Origin of the sequence: Zoogloea sp. (assembly GCF_041908905.1) — a bacterium.
Lineage (GTDB): Bacteria > Pseudomonadota > Gammaproteobacteria > Burkholderiales > Rhodocyclaceae > Zoogloea.
In genome coordinates, this window is sequence record NZ_JAYREK010000038.1 from 1 (window position 1) to 21326 (window position 21326).

Genomic DNA, 21326 nt, shown 5'->3' on the forward strand with positions numbered 1-21326 from the left:
GCGTCGGCTAACGCCGCGCGCTCGCACCAATGACGTGTCGGTCATCTCGGCACTGCCGTTCACCTTGTAACGCATCGTCGTTTCTTCAGGGACACCTGGCCCGTGCGCGGGGTTGGGGTGCTCAGAGAGGCTTGCAGGCAGGCGCTCAGGGGGTGCGGCGGGCGGCGGCGTCGGTGCTGCGCAGGAGGCGGATCTCGCCATAGGCGACCCGCCGCGCGAAGGGGCGGCCGCTGTCGATGCCCGTCTGCCAGGCGAGCTCCTCGTAGCCGGAGAAGCCCGGCCGGGCGGCGAGGCGCGCGGCGTGGCGGGTGAACACCTGGCGGGCCTCGCCGTCGCCGCCGCTGATCACGGCCTTCATGCGCAGGGCGAGGATATAGCGGTCGTCCGCAGCCCGGGCCTCCTCGACGATCCAGTTGGGCGCCAGCGGGTCGCTCACCACGTAGAAGGCCAGCGCCGCGGCGGCCACCGGCAGCTTGAGGTGGCCGGCGTCCGAAGCCATCACCAGCCCGGCCGGCAGGCCGAGCCAGTCCTGCCCGGAGGGCGCGGTGCTGCAGCCGGCCAGCCAGGCCAGCGTCAGCGCGGGGAGCAGGCGCCGGATCACGAGAGGTAGTTGAACAGGGACAGGTTGGAGACTTTCAGGAAGCTCTGCTGGGCCGCCTCCAGAAAAACCTTCTGCTGGCTCAGGCTGGTCACCGCGGAGGCATAGTCCACCTCCTGCAGCCGCGACAGGGTGTCGGCGTACTGCAGGTTCATGCTGCTGTTGATGGTTTGCTGGGTGTCCACCTCGACCATCCGCGACCCGACGCCCGCCCGGACCCGGGAGATGCTGTCCTGGGCGGCATCCATGCCGGCGATCGCCTGGCCGCTGTTGAAACGGATGGCCGCCTGATTGCCGGACTTGAGGGCATTGACGAAGTTGCCCACCAGATCGAAGGTGCCCGCCACCTGGGACACGGTGAACTCGTCGCCAATCGCCGGCGTGCCGTTGAGGCTCAGGCTGACGCCGCCGAAGCTGAGGACGTTGTCGCTGCCGCTGACGGTGACGGTCGGGGTGATCGGCGCGGTCCGGTTGGGGTCGATGGTCGTATCGAACACCTGATAGCTGGGGCCGGTGGCCACCTCGACCACGTAGCGATGATCGTTGTAACCCGACAGGGACAGGCCCGAGACCTGCGCCGTGCCGCTGTTGGCGGCGGCGCCGAGGGCAAAGGCGGACCCCGCGCCGGCACGGAGGGTGTTGAAGATCTCGTCGCCGGAGCTGGTGATCGGCAGGTTGCGGGACGCGGAGATCTGCAGCGTACGCGCGCCCTGATCGCCCTGGTACTGGACACCGGCCGCCAGGCCGCCGCCGAAGGGCTTGGTGTTGCTGCTGTAGCCGCCGAAGACATAGTCGCCGGTGGCGTCCTGGCTGTTGGCGACGGAGAGCAGCTCGTCGAACTGCTGGGCAATGTCGGCGCCGATGGCGGCCTGGTCGCTGGCCGAATAACCGCCGTTGCCGGACTCGACGGCGCGGGTGCGCAGATAGGTCACGATGCTGGTCGCCGCGTCGAGCTTGCTGTCCACCAGCTTGAGGGCGTCGCTGGCGTAGCCCTGGTTGGCCGCGTACAGCGTGTTCACGCTCTGCGACTGGGACACCTCGAGGGCCCGCGCGGCGGCCACCGGGTCGTCGGACGGGCGGAGGATGCGCCGGCCGGTGGACACCTGCTCCATGGTGTCGAGCAGGCGGCTGTGCTGCTTCTGCATCGAAGCGAGGCCACTGTCGAAGATCATGCCGGTGGTGACACGCATGATGGCTTTTCCTTTGTGTTGGCGGGCTGAATGGCTCAGCGGCCGAGGGCGAGGACTTCGTCGAAGAGCTTGGAGGCGATGGTCATCACCTTGCTCGACGCCTGGTATGCCTGTTGATAACGGATCAGGTTGGCCGCTTCTTCATCGAGATTCACCCCGGCGATCGACTGCTGGGCCTCGTAGGCCTGGCCGACCAGGCTCTCCTGGGCGTCGCGGTTGACCTGCACTTCGCGTGACTTGTTGCCCACCGAGCTGACCAGCTGGGAATACACCGACTGGAGGGTGGCCGAGGGCTGGCCGTCGGCGGAAAGCATCAGCTTGGAAGTCTGCAGTTGGCCGAGGGCCACCGCGTTGCGGCTGTCGGAGACGCCGCCGGCGTTGGGGCCGACGGTGAAGCTGTCCTGGTCCTTGAGGGCGCCGGCGATCGAAAAGGAGACGCCGCCCACCGCGATGGTCATGCCGCTCTGGTAGGGCAGCGAGGCGACCGGCGCAGCCAGGGTGACCGGGTTGCTGTTGAGCAGGGTGTAGGTGACCGGCAGCGAGGCCGGGAAGCCCGTGAGGCTGCCGCCGGCGTAGGTGAGCTTGAGGGGCGAGCTGCTGGAGCCGAAGGCGCCGCCGGCGATGCTGGTGGTGCTGCTCACCACCGGCGCGGTGATGCTGCCGGTACCGAGGTTGGAGGCGGTGGCGGCGGTGCTGACCGGGGCACCGGCGGCGATCATGCGGGTATCGGTGATCGACACGTCGAGGGTGGAGGCGGCGTAGCGCGTGGGCTGGATCAGGAAGCTGTCGCCCACCCAGGAGGTGGCCGCCGGGGTGATCGACAGGCCGACGTCGGCGGCACTCACCGAGCGCCCGTCGGACACGCGGGTCAGGGCGTAGCCGCCGACGGTGTCGGTGAAGGTGAGCCGGTAGTCCTCGCCGACGAGCTTGGAGACGTCGCCATACTGCACGTCCGGCGTGGTGGTGGTGGCGTTGGTGTAGCGCTGGACGCTGACGCTGGGGATGGTGAAGAAATCGGTGCCCAGGTTTCCGTTGAGATCCTGGCCGAGCTGGTGCTGGGCGTTGAAGGCGGTGCTGATGCCGACCGCCAGCAGGCCGAGCTGGTTCTGGGTCGAGTCCAGCGCGGCGCGCATGTTGAGGAGGCCGCCGAGCTTGCCGCCGCCCAGCAGGCTTTCGGGGATGGTGATCGCGCCGCCGTTCTGGGTCAGGATGTTGACCGCCAGCCGGCTCTGGTCGGCGATCGACGGCAGCGCCTCGAGGCGGGTCGGGGTGGTGCCGATCACCAGGGGCTGGCCGGTGCCGATGAACACCGACATCGAGCCGTCGGTGTCGGTGCTGGTGGACACGCGAACCAGCTGGTTGAGCTCCTTCACCAGCTGGTCGCGGGTGTCGAGGAGGTCGTTGGCGGGCTGGGCGGAGCCGGCCTGCTGGGCGATGGTGATCTTGTTGTTCACCTCGGCGATGTTCTTCGCGTAGGTGCTGATCTGGCTTACGGTTTCCTTGATCTGCCCCTCGACGCCGGCGCGGATCTCGCCCAGGCGGTCGGACAGGTTGTGCATGCGCGACACCAGGCTCTCGGCGGTGGACAGCATGGACTGGCGGGCCGGGACGCTGGCGGGGTTGGCTGCCACCTCCTGGATGCCGCCGAAGAAATCCTGCAGGGCCGGGCTGAGGCCGACGGTGGGGTCGGCCAGCATGTTGTCGATCTGGCTGATCTCGGTGCTGAAAGTGTCGTACTCGTTGAACCTGGTGTCGGCCGCCAGCACCTGGTTGGTCAGGAAGCTGTTGTAGGCGCGCTTGACGGTATCGACCTTGGTGCCTTCGCCGAAGAAGCCCGCGCCGGTGAACATCGCCGGGTTGGTGCTCTGCTCGATGCGCTGGCGGCTGTAGCCCGTGGTCCCGGCGTTCGAGATGTTGTGGCTGGTCGTCGACAGGCCCGCCTGGGCGGCGTTGAGTCCGGTGAGACCGATGCTGAAGAGGCTGGCGCCCATGATCCGCGTCCTTGGTTCATGTATCTAAGCGATGAACAGCAAGTTCTTTGCCAGTTTGCGTGCCGCGACGCAAAACAGCGGATCAGGCGCTGCGGGCGCTGCTTGCCGCCAGGGCGGTGCGCAGGGTGTTGCCGTTGATGATGCGGGCCAGCTTGTCGGCGTAGTTGGGGTCGGTGGCGTAGCCGGCCGCCTGCAGGCCGCGGGCGAAGGCGGTGGCGTCGTCCTGGCCGACCACCGCGGCGTAGCGCGGGTTGGTGCCGATCAGGCGGGCGTAGTCGCGGAAGGAATCGGCGTACGAGCCGTAGCTGCGGAAGCGCGCACTCTCGCGGGTGGCGACGCCGTTGCTGTATTCGGTGGTGGCGGTGCTCACCGTGTCGCCGCCCCAGCGCTTGCCGGCCTTGATATTGAAGAGGTTGTGGCTGGGGCTGCCGTCGGCGTTCTTGAGTTCGTACTTGCCCCAGCCGGTCTCCAGGGCCGCCTGGGCCACCAGGAAGCGTGCCGGGATGCCGGTGGCGCGGCTGGCCTCGACGGCCTGGGGCCACACCTTCTCGACGAAGGCCCGCGGCCCGGCACCGGCCGGCAGATTGGGGAAGGAGGCGGCAACATCGTTTGCCGCCCCGGCAGCCGGCGCCGCTGCGGCAGATTTTGCCGGCCGGCCGGCGGACGGATTTGCCAGCGGGCCCGCCGCGGCGGAAGACTGCAGCGCCGCCCCCAGGCTGGCCGCCCCGGCACCGCCGGCGGCGTCGAAACCGCGGCGGATGGAGGCGTCGAGCGGCACGCCGCCCTCCGGCGGCGTCACCGCCGCGTCGCGGTTGCCGCCGAGCTGGCGCTCGATGACCCGCGCGAGGCCGATGCCGCCGCTGCGGGTGGCGAGCTGCATGGCCAGTTGCTGGTCGAGCAGGGACTGGTACATGCGCGACTCGTCGCTGTCGAACATGCCGCCCTTGGGCGTCGCGTCGCGCATCGACTTGAGCACCTGCTGGAGCAGCAGCGCCTCGAACTGCCTGGCGGCCTCCCTGGTGGCGGCGGGGGAGCCGTCCTTCGAGACGCGGCGCAGGCCCGACAGGGAGTTGGGGTCGAGGGCGTTGATCTGGCTGAAGTCGGTAGCCATCAGATCACCTCCAGTTCGGCCCGCAGCGCCCCGCTGGCCTTCATGGCCTGGAGGATGGAGATCAGCTCGATGGGGTTGGCGCCCACCGCGTTGAGGGCCTTGACCACGTCGGCCAGGTTGGAGCCACCCTTGACGTTGAAGATGTTGCCGCCGGTCTGCTGGATGTCGACCCCGCCCCGGTTGGTGACCGCGGTCTGGCCCTGGCCGAGGGGGTTGGGCTGGCTGACCTGCTGCTCGTTGCTGACAGAGACCGTGAGGGTGCCGTGGGAGACGGCGCAGTCCTGCAGGGCCACCTTCTGGTTCATCACCACCGAGCCGGTGCGGGAGTTGATGATGACCTTGGCGGCCTGCACCGCGGGGGTCACGTCGAGGTTTTCGAGGCGGCCGAGGAAGGCCACCCGCTGGCTGAGGTCGGCCGGCGCGCGCACCTGCACCTGGCGCCCGTCGAGGGCGCGGGCGCTACCCGGGGAGACGGCGTTGATCGCATCGACGACCTTCTGGGCGGTGCCGAAATCGGCGTCGTTGAGCTCGACGAACACCGAGTCGCCCTCGCCCACCGCGCTCGGCACCACGCGCTCGACGGTGGCGCCGCCGGGGATCCGGCCGGCGGAGAGGTGGTTGACCGTGACCCGCCCGCCCGAAGGCGACGCGCCGCTGACCCCGCTCACCGCCAGGCTGCCCTGGGCCATCGCATAGACCTGGCCGTCGGCGCCCTTGAGGGGCGTCATCACCAGGGTGCCGCCCTTCAGGGAGCGGGCGTTGCCCATCGACGACACGGTGACGTCGATCTGCTGGCCCGGCCGCGCGAAGGGCGGCAGGCTGGCGGTGACCATCACCGCGGCGACGTTCTTGAGCTGCAGCGACTGGCCCGGCGGTAGCGTGACGCCCAGGTTGCCGAGCATGTTGATGATGCTCTGCACCGTGAACGGGGTCTGGGTGGTCTGGTCGCCGGAGCCGTCGAGGCCCACGACGAGGCCGTAGCCGACCAGCTGGTTCTGGCGCACCCCGCCGATGCTGGCGAGGTCCTTGAGGCGTTCGGCGCCGGCCGGGGCGCTGGCCACGAGGCCGAGGGCCAGCAGGCAGGCGGAGGCGAGGCGGAAGAGGCGCGGCATGGCGGGGTCCTCAGAAAGGCAGCACGTTCACGAAGAAGCGCTGCAGCCAGCCCATCTGCTGGGTTTCGTCGATGTAGCCGTTGGCGCGGTATTCGATGCGGGCGTCGGCCACCTGGGTGGACTGCACGGTGTTGGCGCCGGTCACGCTGACCGGGTTGACGATGCCGGAGAAGCGGATGAACTCGTTGCCCTGGTTGATGGCGATCTGCTTCTCGCCCGACACCAGCAGGTTGCCGTTGGGCAGCACCTCGATGACGGTGGTGGTGATGGTGCCGGTGAAGGCGTTGTTGGCCGCCGCGTCGCCCTTGCCGCCGAACTTGGTGGCGTCGGAGGCGGTCGCGTCGAGCCCGGCGAGGCCGCCCAGCGGCACCTTGGCGAGGGCGGTGATGGAGGCGGCGATGCTGGCGCCGCGCTCGGCGTTGGCGGACGACTTCTTGCTGGCCGCGGTCTGCTCGACGAGGTTGACGGTGATGATGTCGCCGACGAAGCGGGCGCGCCGGTCCTCGAACAGCGGCCGGGTGAAGCTGGGCTGGAAGATCGAGCCCGAGTTGGCGGCCTGGGCGGTGCGCGGCTCGGGGCGCACGCTCATCGGCTGATGCACCGCGGTCGGCGGGGTGGCCTGCAGCGCCGCGCAGCCGGAAAGGCCCACGAGCAGCAGCGCGGGCAGGCAGGAAGACAGGGACCGGAGTGTGCGCATGATCGAGGCCTCCGCTTACAGCGAGGTGAGCTTGCCGAGCATGTTGTCGGAGGTGGAGATCGCCCGGGAGTTGAGCTCGTAGGCGCGCTGGGTCTGGATCATCAGCACCAGCTCCTCGGCCACGTTGACGTTGGAGGTCTCCACGTAGGTCTGGTTGAGCACGCCGACGCCGTTGGTGCCCGGGGTGTTGGGGTTGGGGGTGCCGCTGGCGGCGGTCTCGAGGAAGAGGTTCTCGCCCACGCTCTGCAGGCCGCCGGGGTTGACGAAGCTGGCGAGCTGGATGTTGCCGATCTGCGCCGGGGCGGCCTGGTTGGGCAGCGTGACCGACACCACGCCGTCCTTGCCGATGGTCACCGACAGGGCGTTGGCGGGGATGGTGATGGCCGGCTGCAGCGGGTAGCCGTTGGAGGTGACGACCTGGCCGTTGGCGTCCTTCTGGAAGGCGCCGTCGCGGGTGTAGGCGATGGTGCCGTCGGGGGTCAGGATCTGGAAGAAGCCCTCGCCGTTGATCGCCACGTCGAGGGCGTTGCCGGTCTGGGTGAGGTTGCCCTGGGTATGGATGCGCTCGGTGGCCACGGGGCGAACGCCGGTGCCGATCTGCAGGCCCGAGGGGATCGTGGTCTGCTGGGTGGACTGGGCGCCCGGCTGGCGCAGGTTCTGGTAGAGCAGGTCCTCGAACACCGCCCTCGCCCGCTTGAAGCCGTTGGTGGACACGTTGGCGAGGTTGTTGGAGATGACGTCGAGCTGGGTCTGCTGGGCTTCGAGGCCGGTGCGGGCAATCCACAGGGAGCGGATCATGGTGGGCTCCAGAAATTCGGGGTCGCCGGGGGGAGGCGAAGGGGTTGGCCGCTTCAACGGAAGGAGATCGGCGGCAGGATCATCCTAAGCTCAGCAAGACCCGTTCCAGGCCCGGAGAAGGTGGCGAAAAGGCGGTCAATTTGGGGGCTGGCACAGGCAGCCCGGCATCGCTGGCCGCCGGACGGAAAAATTTGCCGGGCGGCCCTGCCGGCGGGATGGGCTGTTGGCGCGCCGCGATGGAATGGCGGATCGCTGCGGCGGGACCGTACGTTGTCGCAACAGGACAGTGCGTCGCCAGGATGGGATGTCGCATCGCCACGATGGGATGCTGGACCACCGCGCCGGGGCGTCCCATCGCCACGACGGCAGGAAGGATCGCGGCGACGGAAGAGGCCGTCGCGGTGATGAAAGGCCGCGCCCCTGCAATGGAAAGCCCCATCGCAGCGACGGAAGAGAGGACCCGCGGGACGGGAAGCGCCGTCAGCTCTTCGCCACCAGCTGGCCGGCGGCGCGGTCCATCTCCTGGGCGGTGGACAGCATGCGGGTCTGCATCTCGTACTGGCGGGCCAGGGAGATCATCGACACCATCTGCTCGACCACATTGACGTTGCTGCCCTCGAGGTAGCCGGAGGCCACCTTGACCGCCGGGTCGGCGGGGGCCTGGCCACCCGCGGCGAGGCGGAAGTAGCCGTCGGCACCGCGGCGCAGATCGGCCTCGGGCGGATTCACCAGCTTGAGCTGGTCGACGGCGCTGGTGCTGTTGCGGGCGCCGCTGCGCGCCACCGTGGAGATGGTGCCGTCCGCGCCGATCACCACCTCCACGTCGGGAGGCACGCTGATCGGGCCGCCGCTGCCGAGCACCGGCAGGCCGCCGCGGGTCTGCAGGATGCCGTTGGCGCTGACCTCGAAGTTGCCGTTGCGGGTGTAGCCCTCGGCGCCGTCGGGCATCTGCACCGAGAACCAGCCCTTGCCCTGCACCGCCACGTCGAAGGGGCGGTTGGTGTGCTGCAGCGGGCCGGTGGACAGGTCGTCGAGGACGCTGGCGTCCACCACGAAGGCGCGGGTGGGCACCTGGGCGTTCTGCACCGGCACCGCGCGCAGGCGATGCAGCTCGGCCTTGAAGCCGGTGCTGGTGGCGTTGGCCAGGTTGTGGGCGACGGAGGCCTCCTGCCCCATCGTGGCGGAGGCGCCGGTCATCGCGGTGTAGATCAGGCGGTCCATGGCTCAGGCCTTTCGGGGGTCAGCGCAGGTTGACCAGCGTCTGCAGGATCTGGTCCTGGGTCTTGATGGACTGGGCGTTGGCCTGGTAGGCGCGCTGCTGGGTGATCATGTTGACCAGCTCGGAGGTGAGATCGACGTTGGACTCCTCGATGGCGGCCGATTGCAGCACGCCGAGGGTGCCGGTTCCCGGCGGTGCGCCGGCGCCGTCGACCGCACCCGCGTCGGGGGTCCATTGCCACTGGTTGCCGCCCACCGAGACGAGGCCGTTCGGGTTGCGGAAGGTGGTGAGCAGCACCTGCCCCATCGTGCGCGCCTGGCCGTTGCTGAAGTTGCCGAGGATGGTGCCGTCGGGCTCGACGGTCAGGCCGCTGAGGGTGCCGGGCTTGTAGCCGTTCTGGCTGAGGGTCGACACGCCGAAGCTGTTGCCGAACTGGGTGGAGCTGTTCAGGTCGACGGTGATCGTGAGGTCTTTGGTGGCGCCGGTGGTGACGGTGTAGGTGGTGGCGATGGTCTTGGGCGTGAGCAGGCCGCCGTTGCTGTCGAAGCTCACGGTGGTCGGGCTGTGCAGGCCGGTGACCGGGTCGATCTCGGGCGGGAAGCCGCCATCGAGGCTGGTGTACACATCCCACTTGTTGGCCTGGGCGGTCTTCACGAAGTACAGCGACTGGGTATGCGGGTTGCCCAGGGAGTCATACACCGTCTGGGAGGTGGTGCTGGTGTAGCTGGTCGGGTCGGCGATGCTGAAGCCGCCGCTGTTCGCGGTGGCGGTGAAGGTGGGCATCGCCAGGTCGGTGGCGACGTTGCCGCTGAGCGCCATCGCCGACTGCCCGCCGGCGAGGGTCGAGCTGAAGGTGATGCGGGCGTTCGCGTCGGCCCCGACGATGACCTTGCCGTTGAGGGCGCTGGCGTCGATGGCGGTCTGCAGCGCCGCGATCAGCGAGGTGGTGTCGGGGTAGGTGGTGGCGTTGATGGTGATCGGGACGGCGGCGGCGCCATCCACGGCGATCGACAGGGTGCTGGTGGTGCCGGCGGCCGGCACCGGGTTGATCGTGAAGGGCGCCGCGGCGCCGCTGGAGAGGGTCGCGACCACCGCGTTGCTGCCATTGACGGTGACCCCGGTCGGGATCTTCAGCCCCGCGGCGGCCGTGCCGCCAACCAGCAGGCTGGACAGGCGCCCGCCCCGGGCGGAGGCCAGGCTGAGCACGCCGTTGCTGTCGCTGGAGGCGACGACGCGGCCCTTCAGGGCAGTCTGGTCGATGGCGGTCTGCAGCGCGGCGACCAGCGAACTGGAGTCGGCGTAGCTGCCGACCGGGATCGTCACGGTGGCGCTGGCCTCGCCGTCCACGGTGACGGTGAGCTTGTTGTTGGCGCCGGTGAGCACCAGCGGCGTGGCGACGCTGGCGGGGGCGCCGGAACCGTAGAGGGTGGCCACGGTGAGCGCCTTCGGCGACTTGGAACGGGAGTCGAGGTTGACGTTGTAGCCGGCCTCGGTGGTGGCCTTCGGGTCGGCGTCGCCGTAGCTGAGGCGGATCTCGCCGCCGACGCCGCTGGGCTGGCCCTTGGCATCAAAGGTGTTGCCGGTGAGGCGCAGGCCGCTGGTATTCACCACGTAGCCGTCCTTGTCCACATGGAACTGGCCGTTGCGGCTGTAGGTGATGGTGCCGTTGTCGCTCATCCGGAAGAAGCCCTGGCCATTGACGGCCAGGTCGAGCGTGTTGCTGCTGGTGGAGATGTTGCCCTGGGTAAACTGCTGGGCCACTGCTCCCACCGAGGCGCCGATACCCACCTGGGTCGAGCTGCCGGCCGACAGCGAAGCGGCAAACACGTCGGCGAACTGGGCGCTGGCCTGCTTGTAGCCGACGGTGCCCGAGTTGGAAACGTTGTTGCTGATGGCGTCGAGGGCCTTGGACGCGATGGAGAGGCCGCTCAAACCTTGCTGGAATGCCATGTTGGTCTCCGCTTAGAGAATCTGCTTGATGTCGGACAGGCCGACCAGCTTGCCGCCACCCACGTCGATGGACACGCTGCCGCTGCTCGTGCGCAGCACGCTGTTCACCGAACCGAGCTGCAGCGCGGTCGGGCTGAGGTCGGTGTCGCCCCGGCGGCCCTTCACCGACAGGCTGTAGCTGCCGTCGACCGCCTTGGCGCCGCTGTTGGTGAGCCCGTCCCAGGCAAAATTGAAGACACCCGCCTCGTAGTCACCCAGCTCGAGGGTGCGCACCTCGAGGCCGTTGGAATCCTTGATCGTCACGCTCACCTTGTCGGCCGGGCTGGTGAGCTCGAAGCCACCGTAGGCCTTGCCGCCGCTGAGGGTCAGGCCGCTGCCGGCCACCATCACGCCCTTGCCCACCAGCGCCGCGGCCTGCATGGCCTCGCCGGACTGGCTGCTCTCGAGCAGCGTGGACAGGGTGGCGTTGAGCTTGCCGAGGCCATCGACGGTGCTGATCTGGGCCAGCTGGGACGTCATCTGGGCGTTGTCCATCGGCGAGAGCGGGTCCTGATTCTTGAGCTGCTCGGTGAGCAGCCGGAGAAAACTGGACTGGGTGCCCATCTTCAGCTCGGAAGAGCTGCCTGCGGCCGTGTTCTTCTGCAGGCTGGCGATGACGTCGGAGCTGGTGGCGGAATTGACGGTGCTCATGATGTGGCTTCCGGAGGTTCGGTTACTGGCCGATGGTGAGGGTCTTCTCGAGCAGGGTCTTGGCCGTGCCCATCACATCCGCGTTGGTCTGGTAGGCCCGCGAGGCGGAGATCATGTTGGTCATCTCCTCGACCACGTTCACGTTGGGCATCGTCACGTAGCCTTCGGCGTTGGCGGCCGGGCTCTTGGGGTCGTAGACGAGGCGCATCGGCGCGGCGCTGTCAACGATCTGGGTCACCCGGACGCCCTGGGCCGCCGGACCGGCCATCGGCGTGGCGGCAAACACCACCTGCTTGGCCCGGTAGGGCTGACCGTCACTGGAGACCACGCTGTCGGCGTTGGCCATGTTGCTGGCGGTGGTGTTGAGGCGCAGGGACTGGGCGTGGAGCGCACTGCCTGCAACCTGGAAGACGTTGAGCATGCTCATGATGCGGCTCCTCTCACTGGCCCTGGATGGCGCGCTGCATGGACGTCAGCAGGCCGTTGATGAAGGTCAGGCTGGCCTGGTACTGCACCGAGTTCTCGGCGAAGGCGCTGCGCTCCACGTCCATGTTGACGGTGTTGCCATCGACGGCGCCCTGCTCCTCGTTGCGGAACTTGAGGGCCGCGGTCAGCGGGTCGGTGGGGCCGCTGCCCGGGAGGTGGCGCGGCGAGGTGGTCTTGAGGGCCAGCGCATCGCCACCCTTGCCCCCCAGCGCACCGGCCAGCGCCTCGCGGAAATCGATATCGCGGGCCTTGTAGTTGGGCGTGTCGGCGTTCGCGATGTTCGAGGCGATCACCTGCTGGCGGAAGGCGCGGGCATTGAGCGCGGTCTGGTGGAAGCGCAGCGTGGCATCGAGTCGTTCGGTCATTCCGGTCACCTCTGGAGGGGCGTGCTGCCGGGGTCGGCATCGCAGGTTTGCGATGACTCCATTGCAGCTTCCATGCCAGCCATCTTAGCGACGTGGCGGACCGCCCCATGGGCTGAACAGGCGGCAATTTCCACCCCATTCCCCCGCGGGGCCGGTGCCTTTCCGCGCCGCGGCTTGCCGCCCCGGCAAACTTTGCCGCCCGCACGCGGCGACAGGCTGCCGGGCGCAATTGCGCGGCGAAAGCGCCCCTGTTCCCGCTGGCCCCGGGGGCATCACCGTGGTTCAATGATGACCGTGCTCCTGCCCGTGATGCGCCGCCCGTTTCGATGAGATCGCCCTCCGTCCTCCACGCCCTGCTGCTGCTCGCCCTCGTCGCCTTCTCCGTCCACGGCGAAGCCCGCCAGGACCCGGGTGCCGTGCGCAGCGAGGTGATGCGCTTCCTGCGGACCCAGACGGTCAGCCTGCCCGGCGAGGTGAACATCCAGGTCGGCGAGTTCGCCCCCGACAACGTGCTGCCGCCGTGCGTCCAGCTGGAAGCCTTCCTGCCCCCCGGCGCCCGGGCCTGGGGCCGCGTCGCCGTGGGCGTACGCTGCCTCGCCCCCAGCCCCTGGTCGGCCTGGGTGCCGTCCGAGGTGCGGGTCAAGGGGGTCTACCTGGTCACCGCCGCCCCCGTCGCCGCCGGCCAGCTGATCGGCCCCGCCGACATCCGCCGCGAGGCTGGCGAGCTCACCACCCTCGCCGCCGACATCCTCACCGACCCGACCCAGGCCGTCGGCCATGCCGCCCGGATCGGGCTGGCCACCGGCCGGCCGCTGGCAGCCAGCCACTTGCGGCTGCCGCCGGCGGTGGTGCAGGGCCAGCCGGTCAAGGTGGTCTCCCGCGGCCCCGGCTTCCAGGTGGCCAACGACGGCACCGCCCTCAGCACCGCCGGCGACGGCCAGCCGGCCCAGGTGCGCCTCGCCAACGGCCAGGTGCTGCGCGGCACCGCGCGCAACGGGGGCGTGGTGGAAATCACGCTGCCCTGAAAGTCGAATTCCCCCCTTCCCGGACTTGCGAATAAGCTAAAGTTCCATGCCAGCGGGTCGTAGACCCTCTCGACTTATGGAAGAAAGGTCCAAGCCGTGAAGATCGATAGCTCAGTCAAGGCCACCGGAAGCCTGCCGTCCAACGATGGGCGAGCGCGTTCCGCGAAGGAATCCCCCAAGGCCGAGAGCAGCAATGCCGGCAGCGAACGGGTCGAGCTGTCGTCCCTGTCGTCGCGCATGCTGCAGATGGAAGAGGCCATCTCCAACGCCCCCGTGGTCGATACCGCCAAGGTGGACGAGATCAAGCAGGCCATGAGCGAGGGCCGCTTCAAGGTCAACACCGAAAAGGTCGCCGACGGGCTCATCGAGAGCGTCCGCCAGATGTTGTCCGCCCAGCAGGTGGGCCAGGCCTGAGGCCACGATGGCCATCGACCCCGGCTTTGCCCAGCGCCTCGCCCGCCTGATCCAGGAGGAGCGCACGGGGCTGCAGGGTTTCATCGCCCTGCTGCGCCGCGAAGAGGCCCTGCTGATCGCCACCCAGATCGATGCCCTCGCCAGCCTGGCCGAGGAAAAGACCGCGCTCTATCGCACCCTGCAGCGCCTGTCGGACGAGCGGGTCGTGATGTTCGCGCGCCTCGGCGCCGCGGTGAACGACGCGAACATCCGCGTCGTGCTGGCCGACCTGCCCGACGCCCTGGGCGCCTGGCAGGAAGTGGTGAGCCTTGCCGCCGAAGCCAGGGAACGCAACCGCGTGAACGGCCAGCTGATCACCGAACGCCTGCAGAACAACCAGCAAGCCCTGAGCGTGCTGCTCGCTGCCGCTGAACACCCCCAGATCTACGGACCCGACGGCCAGTCGCGGCCGACCTCGTCGGGCCGCCTCTTCGGCTCGGCCTGATCCGGCCTCCCCGGCCGGCTTCCTTTCTTACCCCCATCCGTCCTCGAGGCGCCCCGTTCGGGCAAGCCGTCAGGGTTTGGCCTCTGCGGCGGGCTTGGGCGGCACGGCGTCGGACGGCAGGATCGAATCGGCCACGCCGGACGCCTTAACCGGCGCCGTCACCTCGGGCCCGACCAGGCGCGACTCGACGAGGATCGCGACCCGCCGGTTGCGGGCCCGCCCCTCGGCGGTGGCGTTGTCGGCCACCGGCCGCTGGTCGCCGTAGCCGGCCGCGGTGAGCCGTGACGGGCGCACCCCGTTCTCGACGAACAGCCTCACCACGCTGGACGCCCGCACCGCGGACAGCTCCCAGTTGGACGGAAACATCGCGCTGGCGATCGGCGTCACGTCGGTGTGCCCCTCGACGGTGATCGGAAACTCGGCATCCGCCACCACCTGGGCCACGGCCCGCAGGGCGCGCACCGCATCGGGCCCCAGCTGGGCCTCGCCGGGGGCAAAGAGCACGCTGGCATTGATCTCGACGGTGATGCCGAAGGCGCCCTCGGTGACCCGCACCTGGCCGTCGGCCACCAGCGGAGCGAGCACCTTGCGGATCTCTTCGGCCATGTTGCGCACGCGCTCGGCCTTGGCCCGGCGCTGCTCCTCGAGTTCGGTCTCGGCGGCGGTCGCGGGCAGCGGCCGGATCGACGGCGGGGGCGCCAGGGCGACGATCTGGCGACCGGTGTCGTGGGGGCCGATGTTGCGGAAGGCCTGGACCACCGAGTCCGACATCACCCGGTACTTGCCCTCGTTGAGGGAAGACAGCGAATACATCACCACGAAGAAGGCGAACAGCAGGGTGATGAAGTCGGCGTAGGAGACCATCCAGCGTTCGTGGTTCTCGTGCTCCTCGTCGTTCTTTCTGCGTCGTGCCACTGCCCTACCCCGCGTAGCTCTTGAGGCGGCTCTCGATGATGCGCGGATTGTCGCCGTTGGCGATGCCGACCAGGCCATCGACCAGCATCTCGCGCATCGAGACCAGGGTGCCGATCACCCCCAGCAGCTTCTTGGACACCGGCAGGAAAACCAGGTTGGCCGAGCCCACCCCGTAGATCGTCGCGACGAAGGCCACCGCGATGCCGGCACCGAGCTTGCCCGGCTCGGAGAGGTTCTCCATCACGTGGATCAGCCCCAGCACCGCGCCGAGGATGCCGATCGTCGGCGCGTAACCGCCGGCCGCCTCCCAGATCTTGGCGCCCTGCTTGAGGTGGGCTTCCCAGCTGTCGATCTCGACTTCGAGGACTTCCCGCAGCCGCTCCGGTTCGACGCCGTCGACGAGCAACTGCAGCCCCTTCTGGATGAAGGGGTCTTCGATCTGGCCGATCCGGCTCTCGAGGGCCAGCAGGCCCTCCTTGCGGGCCAGGTTGCTCCACGCCACCACCTCGGCGATCAGCGCGTCATGCTCGAGGGGCGGCGGCGCGAACACCCAGCGGAACATCTTCATGCCGGTGCGGAAGACCCGCAGCGAACTCTGCAGCATCACCGCGCCGAGGGTGCCGCCGATGACGATCAGGAAGGCCGTGGGCTGGATCAGCGAGCCGACATGGCCGCCCTCCAGCACCTGCCCGACGAGGATCGCCGCAACGCCCAGGGTGATGCCGATGAGGCTGATGCTGTCCATGGATGCCTGCCCTCAGCGATCGTCAGGAAGCCGCCGCCGGCCGCCGGCCGCGGCCCCGGCCCTCGCCCTTGGCGCGGGGCGTGGCCTGCATGGCGCCGGAGATGCGCGAGCGCAGCCGGGCGATGGCCTGGCTGTGGAGCTGGCACACCCGGGACTCGGACACGCCCAGCACTTCGCCGATCTCGCGGAGGTTCATGTCCTGCTCGTAATAGAGGCCCATCACGGTCTTCTCGCGCTCGGGCAGGTCGTCGATGGCCTTGATGAGCACGTCGCGCATGTTGCTGTCGAGGAGCAGCGTGAGCGGGTCGTTGCCTTCGAGGGTGATGTGGCGCTCGAGGTAATCCTCCTCGCCCTCGCCGGTGAAGTCCTCGAAGTACACCAGTTGGTAGCCCCGGGCCTCCTGCAGCATGTGCTGGTACTCGGCCAGCGGCACGCCGAGGGATTCGGCCAGTTCGGTCTCGGTGGGGTGGCGGCCCTTCTGCTGCTCCAGCTGATGCACGGCCGCCTCGATGCGCCGCATGTCGCGCCGCAGGCTGCGCGGCAGCCAGTCGTTCTCGCGCAGGCCGTCGAGCATGGAGCCGCGGATGCGCTGCACCGCGTAGGTCTCGAACTGGGCGCCGAGCCCCTCTTCGTAGCGGTTGATGGCGTCGAGCAGCCCCATCATGCCGTTCTGGATGATGTCCTCCACCTGCACGCTGGCGGGCAGCTTGGCCATGAGGTGATAGGCGATGCGCTTGACCAGCGGCGCGTACTGGACGACGAGTTGTTCTTTATCGAGGGTGCCGGAGGCGGTGTACATCTTTCGTCAGCTTTCTGGTCTGGATATCGGGGGCGCGACTCGCTGCAATGTTTTCAACGGCAACGATAGGCTTTCATGCAGGTCGAGACACACTTTTTAACAAAGCCCCTTTATCAACCGGTGACGCCGGCCCGGGAAGACCACGCCCGGAGGCGGCGGATGAAGGCCTGGGCCCCTTCGGCCGGGTGCCGCTCGCCCAGGGGCGTGCACATCGCCTCGGCCAGCCCATCCCCTTCGAGCTCACCGCGCCAGACCAGCGGCAGCCCCACGTGGCGCGACGTGAAATCCTGCAGGCTGGCGAACAGCGCGGTCGCGTCGGCCCGGTCCCGCGCCCCGCTGACCGCCACCTCCAGCGAGCCGGCCCCCGCCGCGGCGAGGCCCTTGATCCACTGGCAGGCGCCCCGCGCGCCGACCCCGCTGGCCTCGACGACCAGCAGGCGCCGCCCGGCCGCGCGGGCAAAAGGGGTCAGGTTGCGGGCATCGCCGACGGTATGGATCGCCAGCAGGTCGGCCCGGCGCTGCAACTCGGCGATGCCACCCTCCAGGCGGGCGTGCTGGGCATCGTCGAGGAGCGCGATGGTCTGTACGGTCGCGGCGGCGGGCACCACCCACAGGCCGTCGGCGACCTCGCGCATGGTGTCGGTCACGTCGATGCGACCCTGCAGGGCGCCGAGCAGGTCGCCACCATCCGGATAGCCGAAGGCCGCCAGCAGCGAACCGTGCTCGGGTGCATGCTCGTCGATGACCACCACGCGTCGCGCACCTTCGGTGAGGGCCGTTAGGGTCTGCGCCGCCAGCTCGCGGGGTGCCCGGCCGGAGGCGAACAGCGCCACCACTGCCGACGGGGCACGGCGGAACAGGCGGCGGAGGCCGGCGGCCTGATCGGAGGCGTGGAGCATCACAGACCTCCCCGGGCGTGGGCGACACCGACCTTGCCGGCCGAAGCCATGATCAGGCCGGCCTCCAGCGGGTCGAGGCGGAACGGCGAGGCCGCGGGCAGTTCGCGCAGGGCCTGGCCGACGAGGGCCTCGCGGTCGGGCAGATGCAGGTCTTCCGGCACCCGCTGGCCGTTGGCCACGTAGAACACGTCGAGCTGGTGGCGGATGGCCACATCGACCACCGGCGCGAGGGACATCGCCTCGTCCATCTTGGAGAGGATCACCCCGGCCATGTCGTCGCCGCCATAGGCGCGGATCACGTCGTCGAGGGTGTCGCCGCGGCAGGTGGAGTTGAGCAGCAGCAGGCGCGACAGCTTGCCCGCACCGGTGAGCATCGCGCTCTGCTCGGCCACCATCTTGTCGCGCTGGCTCATGCCCATCGTGTCGATGAGCACCATGAACTTGTCGCGCAGGCTGGCCAGGGTTTCGCGCAGCTCGGTGGCGTCGCGCACCACATACACGGGCACGCCGAGGATGCGGCCGTAGATGCGCAGCTGTTCGTGGGCGCCGATCCGGTAGCTGTCGGTGGTGATCAGGGCCAGCTTGTCGGCGCCATGGCGGACCACGCAGCGGGCGGCCAGCTTGGCGGTGGTGGTGGTCTTGCCGACGCCGGTCGGGCCGACCAGCGCGAACACGCCGCCCCGATCGACGATATCGTCCTCGCCTCCCATCGAGCGAAAACGCCGGGTCAGCGCGTGGTGCAGCAGGCGATGGGCGTTCTCGGGGCTGTCCTCGTCGGGCACCTCCTCGGCGAGCTCGCGGGCGAGGCTGGCCGAGAAGCCGGCCTCCAGCAGGTCGCCGATCAGGCGGGTGCGGCCCGGGCTGGTGCGGCTCATCTCGCCCCAGGCGAAGCCGGCCAGCTGGCGCTCGATCATCCCGCGGATCGCGGCAAGCTCGGTGGCCATCTGGGAGTTGGCGGATTCCAGCGCACGGATGCGGGCCTCCTCCTCGACCCCGGCGGGGCGCTGGCGCGGCGGCGTGGCCTCGGGCTGGCGGGGGGCCTCGCTGCGCAGCGGCGAACGGGCGGCCGGCGGCGTGGCAGGCGGGGCTGCCGGCCGGCGCACCTGGGCCGAGGCGGCGTTGAAGACCTCGCGATTGAGCTCGACCCGGGGCGGGTTGAAGGGCTGCATCTCGGGCACCCGGGCCGGCGCCGGACGTGCGGCCGCCGCCGGAGCGGCCGCAGCCGCAGCCGGACGCTGGCTGGCGGCCCGCGACAGGCTGACCCGGAAATCGTCGTCGAAGAAATCGGCACCCTGCGCCGGACGCGGCGTAGCGGCGGCCGGCTTGGGCGCCGACGCAGCCGCCGCGGCTGCGGCCTGGGCCTGGCTGCGCGCCCGCTGCAGGGTGGCCACTTCGCCGGCCGGCAACGCGAGGATCTCGACACCGCCGTTGGCCGCCCGATTGGAAAGCACCACGGCATCCGGCCCGAGCTCGTCCTTCAGCATGCGAAGGGCCTCGCGGGCGGTCTGGGCAAAGTAGCGCTTGACGTTCATGCTCCTGTCTCCGGGTACGGAGGCCTCGCGGGATCGACGCGGGCACTCCTTTACCGTCGATTATCCCCAGCCGGACCGTTTTCGATGGCCGGGAAAAGACAGGTTTTAGGCGGCTATTCCCCGGACCGGGGCGCGGGGCGTGGGGCGCGGGCGTCCTCAGGCCGTCGGAGCGATCATCGCCGACACGCGGATCAGGCGGGTCTCGGGGACTTCGGAGTTGGCGATCACCTTGAGGCTGGGCACGCTGCGGCGCAGGAAGCGCGACAGCAGCCAGCGCAGCGGCGCCGGCACCAGCAGCACCGCCGGCAGGCCGATGTCCTCCATGCGCTGGGCCGCGGCAGCGGTCTCGCGCAGCAAGGTGTCGGCGAGCCCCGGCTCGATGGCGCCATCGCCGCCACCGCCCATGGCCTGCATCAGGATGCGCTCGAGGCCCGGGTCGAGGGCCATCACCTGCACCTCGCCGTTGCCCGGGAAGAGCCCCTGCACGATGGCCCGGCCGAGGGCCTGGCGCACCCGCGAGGTGAGCTCCAGCGGGTCCTGGACCCGCGGCGCATGCTCGGCCAGCACCTCGACGATGCTCCGCATGTCGCGGATGTTGACGCCCTCGTCGAGCAGGTTCTGCAGCACCCGCTGCACGGTGGCCAGGGGCAGCAGCTTGGGCACCAGGTCCTCGACCAGCTTGGGGTTGTCCTTGGCGATGTGTTCGAGCAGGGCCTGGGTCTCGGTGCGGCCGAGCAGCTCGGAGGCGTGGCTGAGGATCAGGTGGTTGATGTGGGTCGCCACCACGGTGCTGGCATCCACCACCGTGTAGCCGAGGGCGTGGGCCTGCTCCCGCTGGGTGGCGTCGATCCACACCGCCGGCAGGCCGAAGGCCGGGTCGGTGGTCTCGCGGCCGGTGAGCGGGCCCGCCACCCGGCCCGGGTTGATGGCCATGAACTGCCCCGGAAACGCGCTGCCGGTGCCGATCTCGACCCCCTTCATCACGATGCGGTAGTCGTTGGGCTTGAGCTCGAGGTTGTCGCGGATATGCACCGGTGCGGCGAGAAAGCCGATGTCCCGGGCGAACTTCTTGCGCAGACCGCGGATGCGCTTGAGCAGCTCGCCGTCCTGGCCCTTGTCCACCATCGGGATCAGGCGATAGCCGACCTCGAGGCCGAGCACGTCCACCGGCGTCACGTCGGACCAGCTGGCGTCCTGGCTCTCCGGCGGGATCACCGGCGCCGCCGACGGCCCCGCCGCCGCCTCTTCGACGGCCTCCGGCGCCTGCGCCCCGCCCCGCCAGGCCAGGTAACCCAGCCCCGAGGCCAGCAGCAGGAACACGAAGTTGGGCATCCCCGGGATCAGGCCCAGGATGCCCAGGATCGCCGCGGTGAGGACCAGCACCTGCGGGTTGGTGAACACCTGGCCGATGAGCTGGGAACCCATGTCGCCTTCGTCGCCGACGCGGGACACCACCAGGCCCGCCGCCACCGAGATGATCAGGGCCGGCAGCTGGGCGACCAGGCCGTCGCCGATGGTCAGCAGCGTGTAGTTGGTGGCCGCCTGCCCCAGCTCCATGTTGTGCTGGAGCACGCCGACGATCAGCCCGCCGACCACGTTGATCCCCATGATCAGGATGCCCGCCACCGCATCGCCGCGCACGAACTTGGAGGCACCGTCCATGGCCCCGTAGAAATCGGCCTCCTGGGCCGTCTCGGCGCGGCGCTTCTTGGCCTCCTTCTCGTCGATCAGGCCGGCGTTGAGGTCGGCGTCGATGGCCATCTGCTTGCCGGGCATCGCGTCGAGGGTGAAGCGGGCGCCCACCTCGGCGATCCGGCCCGCGCCCTTGGTGATCACAACGAAGTTGATCACCGTGAGGATGATGAACACCACCAGGCCGACCGCGGTGTTGCCGCCTACCAGGAAGTGGCCGAAGGCCTCGATCACTTTGCCCGCCGCGTCCGGGCCGGTGTGCCCTTCGAGCAGCACCCGCCGCGTGGAGGCCACGTTGAGGGACAGGCGCAGCAGCGTGGTGACCAGCAGGATGGTCGGGAAGACCGAGAAGTCGAGCGGCTTGCGGGTGTACATCGCGACCAGCATCACCATCACCGACACCGCGATGTTGAAGGTGAACATCAGGTCGAGCACGAAGGCCGGCAACGGCAGCACCATCATCGACAGGATGAGGATGATGAGGAGCGGCCCGGCAAGCTGGCGGATGTTGCCCGGGGCGAAGAGGGCGCGCAGGTTGAGACTACCGTTCATGGTGCCGATGGTCGCGCATCGGGGGGCGGAGGAAAGGGCGGAAGAAGGGGAGATTTGTGGGG

The 21326-nt window shown here is 69.5% G+C and carries 21 protein-coding genes; 3 read left to right on the plus strand and 18 right to left on the minus strand.

Going from position 1 to position 21326, the window contains the following annotated elements; all coding sequences use genetic code 11:
• Window positions 1-145: 145 nt before the first annotated feature.
• The 12 genes from ACE3OU_RS15690 to flgB all read right to left on the minus strand — a co-directional run bounded on the left by ACE3OU_RS15690 (window position 146) and on the right by flgB (window position 12207).
• A complete protein-coding gene (locus tag ACE3OU_RS15690; protein WP_374242489.1) occupies window positions 146-601 on the minus strand; it encodes a hypothetical protein in 456 nt (151 codons plus the stop codon).
• Complete coding sequence (gene flgL, locus ACE3OU_RS15695) at window positions 598-1788, minus strand: flagellar hook-associated protein FlgL (protein ID WP_374242490.1); 1191 nt, start codon at window positions 1786-1788, stop codon at window positions 598-600. The genes ACE3OU_RS15690 and flgL overlap by 4 nt, the downstream gene beginning before the upstream one ends.
• Before the next feature lie 35 nt (window positions 1789-1823).
• A complete protein-coding gene (gene flgK, locus ACE3OU_RS15700; RefSeq protein ID WP_374242491.1) occupies window positions 1824-3779 on the minus strand; it encodes a flagellar hook-associated protein FlgK in 1956 nt (651 codons plus the stop codon).
• Between the two features lie 82 nt (window positions 3780-3861).
• Window positions 3862-4890, minus strand: coding sequence for a flagellar assembly peptidoglycan hydrolase FlgJ (gene flgJ, locus ACE3OU_RS15705; protein WP_374242492.1), 1029 nt, complete (start codon window positions 4888-4890; stop codon window positions 3862-3864).
• The gene (locus tag ACE3OU_RS15710) at window positions 4890-6002 is read right to left on the minus strand and encodes a flagellar basal body P-ring protein FlgI (protein WP_374242493.1); all 1113 of its coding nucleotides are present in this window, start codon (window positions 6000-6002) and stop codon (window positions 4890-4892) included. The genes flgJ and ACE3OU_RS15710 overlap by 1 nt, the downstream gene beginning before the upstream one ends.
• A 10-nt stretch (window positions 6003-6012) precedes the next feature.
• Entirely contained in the window at window positions 6013-6699 is a 687-nt protein-coding gene (locus tag ACE3OU_RS15715; protein WP_374242494.1) for a flagellar basal body L-ring protein FlgH, read from the minus strand.
• A 15-nt stretch (window positions 6700-6714) separates the two neighbouring features.
• Complete coding sequence (flgG, locus tag ACE3OU_RS15720) at window positions 6715-7497, minus strand: flagellar basal-body rod protein FlgG (protein ID WP_374242495.1); 783 nt, start codon at window positions 7495-7497, stop codon at window positions 6715-6717.
• A gap of 480 nt (window positions 7498-7977) precedes the next feature.
• Complete coding sequence (flgF, locus tag ACE3OU_RS15725; protein WP_374242496.1) at window positions 7978-8718, minus strand: flagellar basal-body rod protein FlgF; 741 nt, start codon at window positions 8716-8718, stop codon at window positions 7978-7980.
• 19 nt (window positions 8719-8737) lie between these two features.
• Window positions 8738-10666 carry a flagellar hook protein FlgE gene (locus tag ACE3OU_RS15730; RefSeq protein WP_374242497.1) on the minus strand — a complete coding sequence of 643 codons (1929 nt, stop codon included), beginning with the start codon at window positions 10664-10666 and terminating at the stop codon, window positions 8738-8740.
• Window positions 10667-10678: 12 nt separating this feature from the next.
• Window positions 10679-11356 carry a flagellar hook assembly protein FlgD gene (locus tag ACE3OU_RS15735; protein WP_374242498.1) on the minus strand — a complete coding sequence of 226 codons (678 nt, stop codon included), beginning with the start codon at window positions 11354-11356 and terminating at the stop codon, window positions 10679-10681.
• A 22-nt stretch (window positions 11357-11378) separates the two neighbouring features.
• Complete coding sequence (flgC, locus tag ACE3OU_RS15740; protein ID WP_374242499.1) at window positions 11379-11783, minus strand: flagellar basal body rod protein FlgC; 405 nt, start codon at window positions 11781-11783, stop codon at window positions 11379-11381.
• Between the two features lie 13 nt (window positions 11784-11796).
• On the minus strand, window positions 11797-12207 hold the full coding sequence (gene flgB, locus ACE3OU_RS15745; RefSeq protein WP_374242500.1) for a flagellar basal body rod protein FlgB: 411 nt from the start codon (window positions 12205-12207) through the stop codon (window positions 11797-11799).
• A 326-nt stretch (window positions 12208-12533) separates the two neighbouring features.
• On the opposite strand from flgB, the gene flgA reads away from it, so the two are divergent.
• The 3 genes from flgA (at window position 12534) to ACE3OU_RS15760 (ending at window position 14130) form a co-directional block, all read left to right on the plus strand.
• Entirely contained in the window at window positions 12534-13232 is a 699-nt protein-coding gene (flgA, locus tag ACE3OU_RS15750) for a flagellar basal body P-ring formation chaperone FlgA (protein ID WP_374242501.1), read from the plus strand.
• Window positions 13233-13328: 96 nt separating this feature from the next.
• A complete protein-coding gene (gene flgM, locus ACE3OU_RS15755; protein WP_374242502.1) occupies window positions 13329-13646 on the plus strand; it encodes a flagellar biosynthesis anti-sigma factor FlgM in 318 nt (105 codons plus the stop codon).
• 7 nt (window positions 13647-13653) lie between these two features.
• Window positions 13654-14130 carry a flagella synthesis protein FlgN gene (locus ACE3OU_RS15760; protein WP_374242503.1) on the plus strand — a complete coding sequence of 159 codons (477 nt, stop codon included), beginning with the start codon at window positions 13654-13656 and terminating at the stop codon, window positions 14128-14130.
• 69 nt (window positions 14131-14199) lie between these two features.
• Here ACE3OU_RS15760 and motD read toward each other — a convergent pair whose 3' ends face one another.
• The 6 genes from motD to flhA all read right to left on the minus strand — a co-directional run bounded on the left by motD (window position 14200) and on the right by flhA (window position 21264).
• Window positions 14200-15045, minus strand: coding sequence for a flagellar motor protein MotD (motD, locus tag ACE3OU_RS15765; RefSeq protein WP_374242504.1), 846 nt, complete (start codon window positions 15043-15045; stop codon window positions 14200-14202).
• A 4-nt stretch (window positions 15046-15049) separates the two neighbouring features.
• Window positions 15050-15790, minus strand: a complete 741-nt coding sequence (locus ACE3OU_RS15770) for a flagellar motor protein (RefSeq protein WP_374242505.1) — start codon at window positions 15788-15790, stop codon at window positions 15050-15052.
• 22 nt (window positions 15791-15812) lie between these two features.
• Window positions 15813-16589: an RNA polymerase sigma factor FliA gene (locus ACE3OU_RS15775; RefSeq protein ID WP_374242506.1), complete on the minus strand. Its 777-nt coding sequence runs from the start codon at window positions 16587-16589 to the stop codon at window positions 15813-15815.
• Window positions 16590-16702: 113 nt separating this feature from the next.
• The gene (locus tag ACE3OU_RS15780; RefSeq protein WP_374242507.1) at window positions 16703-17488 is read right to left on the minus strand and encodes a MinD/ParA family protein; all 786 of its coding nucleotides are present in this window, start codon (window positions 17486-17488) and stop codon (window positions 16703-16705) included.
• Complete coding sequence (flhF, locus tag ACE3OU_RS15785; RefSeq protein WP_374242508.1) at window positions 17488-19020, minus strand: flagellar biosynthesis protein FlhF; 1533 nt, start codon at window positions 19018-19020, stop codon at window positions 17488-17490. Before flhF ends, ACE3OU_RS15780 begins: the two co-directional genes overlap by 1 nt.
• Before the next feature lie 156 nt (window positions 19021-19176).
• Window positions 19177-21264: a flagellar biosynthesis protein FlhA gene (flhA, locus tag ACE3OU_RS15790; protein ID WP_374242509.1), complete on the minus strand. Its 2088-nt coding sequence runs from the start codon at window positions 21262-21264 to the stop codon at window positions 19177-19179.
• Window positions 21265-21326 lie beyond the last annotated feature (62 nt).